General features: G+C 66.8%; 9 protein-coding genes. 6 read left to right on the forward strand and 3 right to left on the reverse strand.

All coding sequences use genetic code 11. The features are described 5' to 3' along the window. The first annotated feature begins 71 nt into the window (after positions 1-71). The 6 genes from mftA to ON45_RS10685 all read left to right on the forward strand — a co-directional run bounded on the left by mftA (position 72) and on the right by ON45_RS10685 (position 4761). Complete coding sequence (gene mftA, locus ON45_RS22215; RefSeq protein WP_083914757.1) at positions 72-197, forward strand: mycofactocin precursor MftA; 126 nt, start codon at positions 72-74, stop codon at positions 195-197. 1 nt (position 198) lies between these two features. Continuing rightward, positions 199-456 (forward strand): mycofactocin biosynthesis chaperone MftB, encoded by a 258-nt coding sequence (mftB, locus tag ON45_RS10665; protein ID WP_040493779.1) that lies wholly within the window; start codon positions 199-201, stop codon positions 454-456. Continuing rightward, the gene (gene mftC / locus ON45_RS10670; RefSeq protein ID WP_040493781.1) at positions 446-1585 is read left to right on the forward strand and encodes a mycofactocin radical SAM maturase; all 1140 of its coding nucleotides are present in this window, start codon (positions 446-448) and stop codon (positions 1583-1585) included. The genes mftB and mftC overlap by 11 nt, the downstream gene beginning before the upstream one ends. Before the next feature lie 78 nt (positions 1586-1663). Beyond that, a complete protein-coding gene (gene plsY / locus ON45_RS10675; RefSeq protein WP_051062885.1) occupies positions 1664-2245 on the forward strand; it encodes a glycerol-3-phosphate 1-O-acyltransferase PlsY in 582 nt (193 codons plus the stop codon). 61 nt (positions 2246-2306) lie between these two features. Beyond that, entirely contained in the window at positions 2307-3065 is a 759-nt protein-coding gene (locus ON45_RS10680) for an SDR family NAD(P)-dependent oxidoreductase (RefSeq protein ID WP_040493783.1), read from the forward strand. A 64-nt stretch (positions 3066-3129) separates the two neighbouring features. Beyond that, on the forward strand, positions 3130-4761 hold the full coding sequence (locus ON45_RS10685; RefSeq protein WP_040493785.1) for an acyl-CoA synthetase: 1632 nt from the start codon (positions 3130-3132) through the stop codon (positions 4759-4761). On the opposite strand, the gene ON45_RS10690 is transcribed toward ON45_RS10685, so the two are convergent. The 3 genes from ON45_RS10690 to ON45_RS10700 form a co-directional block, all read right to left on the reverse strand. Next, on the reverse strand, positions 4752-5501 hold the full coding sequence (locus ON45_RS10690) for a dienelactone hydrolase family protein (protein ID WP_040493787.1): 750 nt from the start codon (positions 5499-5501) through the stop codon (positions 4752-4754). The genes ON45_RS10685 and ON45_RS10690 overlap by 10 nt on opposite strands. Before the next feature lie 45 nt (positions 5502-5546). Beyond that, entirely contained in the window at positions 5547-6164 is a 618-nt protein-coding gene (locus ON45_RS10695; protein ID WP_040493792.1) for a class I SAM-dependent methyltransferase, read from the reverse strand. Between the two features lie 81 nt (positions 6165-6245). After that, positions 6246-7277 (reverse strand): phosphotransferase family protein, encoded by a 1032-nt coding sequence (locus ON45_RS10700; protein ID WP_040493789.1) that lies wholly within the window; start codon positions 7275-7277, stop codon positions 6246-6248. Positions 7278-7428: the final 151 nt, after the last annotated feature.

Genomic DNA, 7428 nt, shown 5'->3' on the forward strand with positions numbered 1-7428 from the left:
CTCCGTGCGCGAACTGTTCACGAGAACGCCGCGTTGGGGACGGTCCGCGGGACGTGGAGTAGCCTGACCGGATGGACGAAACGACCGTCACCATCAGCGACCAGGCCGCGGACACCGTCGTCGAATCCGACGAGCTCCTCGACGAGGAACTGCTCGTCGAAGAGATCTCGATCGACGGGATGTGCGGCGTCTACTGAGGTGCTCGACTCCTCACTCGACCTGCACCCGCAGGTCGCGTTGCGGCCCGAGCCGTTCGGTGCGCTCGCGTACCACTACGACACCCGCAAGCTCGTCTTCCTGAAACACCCTGATGTCGTCCGCGTCGTGCGTTCGCTCGCCGATCACGCGACCGTCGCCGACACGTTGACCGCCTGCGACATCGACGAACGCCGTTGGCCGTCGTTCGACAAGGCGCTCACCTCGCTCTACGAATCGGAGATGCTCCATGACCGTTGACACCGCCCCGCTGGTCGAGCAACTCAAGGGAGGGCTCGACGCGCCGATCTGCCTCACGTGGGAACTCACCTACGCGTGCAACCTCGAATGCGTGCACTGCCTGTCATCGTCGGGTCGTCGTGATCCGCGTGAACTGACCACCGCCGAGGCGAAGGGCGTGCTCGACGAGCTGCACGACCTGCAGGTCTTCTACATCAACATCGGCGGTGGCGAGCCGATGATCCGCCGTGATTTCTTCGAGTTGGTCGAGTACTCGATCGGCAAGGGGATCGGAGTCAAGTTCTCGACCAACGGTGCGTTCATCGACGCCGACAAGGCCCGCCGGCTGGCCGCGATGGACTACCTCGACATCCAGATCAGCCTCGACGGCACCGACGCCGCGACCAACGACGCGGTGCGCGGCGACGGCTCGTACGACACGGCGATCCGGGCGATGGAGCACCTGCGCGATGCCGGCTTCGGTGAGTTCAAGATCTCCGTGGTCGTCACCCGCCACAACGTCGACCAGCTCGACGAGTTCAAGGCACTCGCCGACGAGTTCGGTGCCCAGCTGCGGATCACCCGACTGCGCCCGTCGGGTCGCGGCGCCGACTCGTGGCACGATCTCCACCCGACCCAAGCTCAGCAGCGACAGATCTACGAATGGTTGCTCGCCAAGGGTGACGACGTGCTGACCGGCGACTCGTTCTTCCACCTCAACGCACTCGGCGAGGAACCACTCCCAGGACTGAACATGTGCGGCGCCGGGCGTGTCGTGTGCCTGATCGACCCGATCGGCGACGTCTACGCGTGCCCGTTCGTGATCCACGACGAGTTCAAGGCCGGATCGGTGCGCGACGCCGGGGGCTTCAGCGACGTGTGGAAGCGGAGCGATCTGTTCAACGAACTGCGCGAGCCGCAATCCGCCGGCGCATGTGCCTCGTGCGGAAGTTACGACGCCTGCCAGGGCGGCTGCATGGCGGCGAAGTTCTTCGTCGGCATCCCGCTCGACGGTCCCGATCCCGAATGCGTCAGTGGCCACGGAGAGGCAGCGATGCTGGCCGCTTCATCGGGAAGTGTCGCTCCGCCGAAACCGATGATGGACCACTCGAAGCCGGCCCGCGTTCCGGTCGCGCTCACCCGGCGCTGATCACACCCACGTGATTCAGCCCGAACGTTCCGTGACCGTTCACGGCTGACGTCGGACCACCCTGCAAGGATTGACACCGTGCCCGCCGTTCTGATCGTCGTCGCCTACCTGCTCGGGACCTTCCCGAGTGCGACGCTCATCGCCCGAGCGAACGGCATCGACATCGACACGTTCGGATCCGGCAACCCTGGCGCCTCGAACGTGACCCGGGCGCTCGGCTGGCGTAAGGGCATCTGGGTCTACGTGCTCGATGCACTCAAGGGCGCGATCGCCACGGGCCTCGCTCTGGGACTCGACGGGCGACCGCTCGCCTACTGGTGCGGAGCGGCGGCGATCGTCGGCCACATGTTTCCCGTGTTCCGCCGTTTCCGCGGCGGGAAGGGCGTGGCGACCGGGTCGGGCGTGCTCGTCGTTCTGCAGCCGGTCATCGCTCCGTTCGCACTGGCCGGATGGTGGCTGACGACGAAGGCGACCGGGAAGGCGGCGATCGGGTCAGCCGTTGCCGTCGTGCTCGTGCCGATCGGGATGGTGCTCCTCGGTCGACCGGCGTGGGAGTTCGTCGCCGTCGTGGCGATCTGTCTGCTGATCCTCGCGAAGCACTGGCGGAACTTCGGCCGGATCATCCGGAGCGAAGAACCTGCGATGAGTACGACGCGCTGACGACGGCGCGGTCGATCCGGGCGATTCGCTCGACCCGCTCGACGCCGGTGAAACTGGCGCGATGAGTGCGATCGACAAGTTCGACATGACCGGCAAGGTCGCCGTGGTGACCGGCGGCTCCCGCGGCCTCGGCCGCGAGATGGTGCTGGCGTTCGCCGAGCAGGGCGCCGACGTGGTGATCGCCAGCCGCAAGCTCGACAACTGTGAGTCGGTGGCACGGGAGGTCGAGGCGCTGGGTCGCCAGGCTCTCCCGATCGCCTATCACGCTGCCGAATGGGACGCCGCCGACGCTCTCGCCGACGCCGTGTACGAGCGATTCGGACGATGCGACGTGCTGGTGAACAACGCGGGCATGTCGCCGCTGTACCCGAGTGTCGACGCGATCAGCGAGGAGCTCTTCGACAAGGTGGTCGGCGTGAACCTGAAGGGACCGTTCCGCCTCTCGGCGCTCGTCGGAACCCGCATGGCCGAGGGTGACGGTGGTGCGATCATCTTCGTCTCGTCGGTGGCATCGACGCGTCCGAGCCCGGTCGAGCTGGTGTACGGAGCGGCGAAGGCCGGCGTCAACAACCTGACGAAGGGTCTCTCCGGCACGTTCGGCCCGAAGGTGCGCGTGAACTGCATCGTGCCCGGCCCGTTCCTCACCGACATCTCGAAGGCGTGGGACATGGAACAGTTCGAGGCACATGCCCAGGAGGGCTTCGCCCTCGGCCGAGGCGGCCGGCCCGACGAGATCATCGGCGCCGCGCTCTATCTGGCCAGCGACGCCTCCAGCTACACGACCGGCACGATGATCGAAGTCGACGGCGGACCCCGTTAGGAACGCATCCGCTCCGAACCGCTGCGTGACGATCGCCACAGGCGGTTGTCCTACGCTCGCCGGCATGGAGATGCACTTCGCCACCGTGTGGGAATCGATCGCCGACGCGATCCCGGACCATGTCGCCATCACCCACGCCGACACGTCGCGGACGTGGGCCGAGTTCGACGACCGTGCGGCTCGCGTCGCACAGGCCTTCACCGCCGCCGGGCTCGGGCCGGACTCGAAGATCGCGCTCTACCTGTACAACGGCAACGAGTACATGGAGTCGCACTACGCCGCGTTCAAGATGCGCGGCGTGGCGGTCAACGTCAACTACCGCTACCTCGACGAGGAGCTGTGGTACCTGCTCGACAACTCTGACGCCGAGGCGATCGTGTTCCACCGCTCACTCGCCGAGCGTGTCGGCAGAGTCGTCGAGCGGCTGCCCAAGCTCAAGCTGTTGATCGTCGTCGACGACGAACCGGGTGCCGACGTTCCCGACGCCGTCGAGTACGAGCAGGTCGTTGCCGACAACGAGCCGATGGAGCGGATCGAGCGCAGCGAGGACGACACCTACATGCTCTACACCGGCGGCACGACCGGGATGCCGAAGGGTGTGATGTACCAGATCGGAGGACTCACCGAAGGCTTCATCCTCCAGGGCTTCCCGATCGTCGGGCTCGAGCCTCCCGCCGACGCCACCCAGGTCGCCGACATGGTCAAGGGATCGAAGGAGGCGGGTTCCCGGATGGTGTCGATCCCGTGTGCGCCGCTGATGCACGGCACCGGCTGCTGGATCGGGTGGTTCATCCCGATGTGTGCCGGCGCCGAGATCGTCACGCTCACCAACCGCAGTCTCGACCCCCACGAGGTGCTCCAGACCATCGAGGACCACAAGGCGACCTCGATCACGATCGTCGGCGACAGCTTCGCCAAGCCGCTCGTCCGCGCGATCGACGAGGGGAAACCGGACGGTGGCACGTACGACCTGTCGTCGGTCGTCATGTTCCTCTCCTCCGGCGTGATGTGGACCACCGAGGTCAAACAGCAGATGCTCGAAAGGATCCCCCAGGCCGTGCTCGTCGACGCGATGGGATCATCCGAGGGGTCGATGGGCACCCAGATCACGATGGCCGGCGTCGAGACCGAGACCGCCAAGTTCACGCAGATGCCCACGACCAAGGTGTTCACCGACGACGACCGCGAGGTCACCCCGGGCTCCGACGAGGTCGGCATGGTCGCCGCCGGAGGCAACGTTCCGTTCGGCTACTACAAGGACCCGGAGAAGTCGGCGCGAACGTTCCGCACCATCGACGGTGTCCGGTACTCGTTCCCGGGCGATCTCGCGATGGTCGCTGCGGACGGCACGCTCGAGCTGCTCGGGCGCGGCAGCCAGGTGATCAACACCGGCGGCGAGAAGGTGTTTCCCGAAGAAGTGGAGGAAGCCGTCAAGCGCGTCGACGGGGTCCTCGACTGCCTGGTCGTCGGCGTCGAGAACGAGAAGTTCGGCCAGGCCGTCACTGCGGTCGCCTCACTTGCCGAGGGCGTCGAGGTCGACGAAGCGACGGTCATCACCGCCGTCAAGAACGACCTCGCCGGCTACAAGGCCCCGAAGTCGGTGGTGTTCGTCTCCGCGATCCCGCGGGCACCGAACGGCAAGGCCGACTACAAAGCGGCGCGAGCGCTCGCCGACGCGGCGATGGCTCAGGCCTGAAGCTTCTCGACGAAGAAGTCGAGGACACGTTCGACGCTCGCGTCGTCGCGCTGCTCGGTCAGTACCGAGTGATCCGACTTGCTGTCGCTCGGGAGTTCGATCGCGATGAACGCGTCCCCGAGCTTGTCCTTCAGCGTCGTGAAACGCGTTCCGACCGCGCGGTCGTCGGTGAAGCGCAGACCGAGCACCTGACAGCCGTCCTGTGCCCGTTGGATCACCGTGGCCTCGTCATCGGGTGAGAGGTTGAGGTCGGCGCTGCGCTCGGCACCGAGCGCCACCGGCAGCGACGGTTGCGACAACACCGGTGCGAGCATGATCTCGTCGACCATCATCCCGAGCGCGAACCCGCCCGAGAAGCACATTCCCACCGCCCCGACGCCCGGCCCGCCGACGTCGGAGTGCAGATCTCGCGCGACCGCGCGCAGCCAGGCGATCACGGGTGAGGTCTGGTTCGTTGCGAGCAGGGTGAACTCGCGCGCCACGCACAGCTTCGCGATGCTCCTGAGGAGATACGGCGTCGACGGTTGCTTGCCCGGTGTCCCCATCAGGTCGGGCATCACCACGGTGAACCCGCGATCGACGACCTCCTCGGCGAACTCCAGCACCTTCGGGGTGATCCCGGGGATCTCGTGGATGATCACCACACCGGGGCCCGACCCCTTGCGGTAGGTGTCGTGGGTGATCCCGGCCGACGTGAACTCGTCACGCTCCCAACCGGTCAGTTCCGCGTCGTCGCTCATCGGCGCAGTCTGGCAGAGCGCCTGGTCCTGCGGTGGGGTCGCCGGCTACGGGGCGACGGCGACACCCAGCGAGTCGGCGCCGAGGACTTTCGGTGTCCCTTCCTCGTAGAACGCATCGATCTCGTCGATCGTGAATCCTGCCGTCGTGATCATCTCGGGGATCCGGCGGGTGAGATGGCATCCACCGACGAGTCGCTTCTGAAGCGGCTCGAGGCGGTGTTGCCACCGTTGAACCTTCTCGTCGGGCGCCAGCCCGTGCTCGACGAAGTGCAGTGTTCCGCCGGGCCGCAGCACGCGTCGCACCTCCGCGAGAGCCGCGGATGCATCGGGGATCGTGCACAACGTCCAGGTGGTCAGCGCGGTGTCGCAGCTGTCGTCGTCGAGGGGCAGGGACTGGCCGTCGAGGCCGGCGCGCTCGACCGGGACCGATGAGTCGGCCAGCCGCTCGGCGGCCAGCTTCCATCCGACGTCCGCGGGCTCGATCGCGGTCACTCCGTCGACCGCAGCCGGATAGAAGGGAACGTTGAGCCCGGATCCGAAGCCGATCTCGAGCACCTGCCCGCGGAGCCCGGCACAGACCCGCTCCCGGAGCGGATCCGTGGCCTTCAGACCACACACCTTGTCGATGATTCGGGGGAGCACGTGCTCGCCGTAGACGCCCATCATCACCACCTCCCATCGGTCCAACGGACCGGACTCCGAGCGTACACCTGCGGCTCGCCCGCTGCCGGAGGTCGGGCCGGGTCAGCGAGCGGACAGGGCCTCGAGGGCTTGGGAGGCGAGGCGTTCGGTGCCGACCTTGAACGCGTTCATCGTCTCCTCGTCGATCTCCTGGTCTCCCATCGCACCGTGGAGGTACCGGGCGTACACACCTTCGGAGATCACCGCCAGGCGCCACGACGAGAAGGCGACGTAGTAGCCGATGTTCGACAGGTCCCGTCCCGTCCGTGCGGCGTATCGATCAAGCAGTTCCTGGTAGGTGGGGAAGCCGTCGATGCCGGTCGGATCGTTCGGGCGCGACTGCGCCTCGCCCGGGTCGGCCCAGTAGACGCCGAGATAGCCGACATCGGCCAGCGGATCGCCGAGCGTGCACAGCTCCCAGTCGAGTACCGCCTTCACCGATCCGGTGTCGATGTCGACGAGCGCGTTGCCGAAACGGAAGTCGCCATGGGCGATCGACACGCCGTCCTGCGTCGGCAGGTCGGCGGCCAGGCGTCGGCCGACCTCGTCGATCGCCGGCAGCTCACGGGTCTTCGACTTCTCCCACTGCGTCGTCCATCGCCGCACCTGCCGTTCGACGTACCCCTCACGCTTGGCGAGATCGCCGAGTCCGATCTCGTCGATGTCGACGTCGTGCAGGTCGGCCATCACGTCGATCAGATGCTCCCCGGCCCGTCGACGGTTCTCGATCGACATCGGCGCCGCCTTCTCGGCGCTGTCGAGCACGACACCGTCGACATACGACATCACATAGAACGGAGACCCGTTGACCTCGTCGTCGGTGCACACACCCAACGTGCGCGGCACCGGCACGTTGGTCTGGCCGACGGCCGAGATGATCCTGTGCTCGCGCACCATGTCGTGCGCCGAGGCGAGCACGTTGCCGGTCGGTGGGCGGCGCAGCACGAACGCCGTTCCGGCCGAGTCGGTCACCCGGAAGGTGAGGTTGGATCGGCCGCCGGTGATCTGGTCGAACTCGTACGGCCCGGTGATGCTGTCGACGTGCCGGTTCAACCAGTCGGTGACTCGTTCGACGTCGATCCCGGTGATGCTCATCCGGTCGAAGCTAGACGCTCAGCACTCCCGCAACCATGGTCGGCTCGGACCCGGTCCTGTTCTTCAACCGGTGCCGGGCCCCCGACGAGGTGCGGGGCGACGACGTCGGGTCAGCCCGGGCGGCCGACGCCGGAGACCTTGCCCCAGTTGA

Origin of the sequence: Ilumatobacter nonamiensis YM16-303, assembly GCF_000350145.1 — a bacterium.
Classification (GTDB): Bacteria; Actinomycetota; Acidimicrobiia; order Acidimicrobiales; family Ilumatobacteraceae; genus Ilumatobacter_A; species Ilumatobacter_A nonamiensis.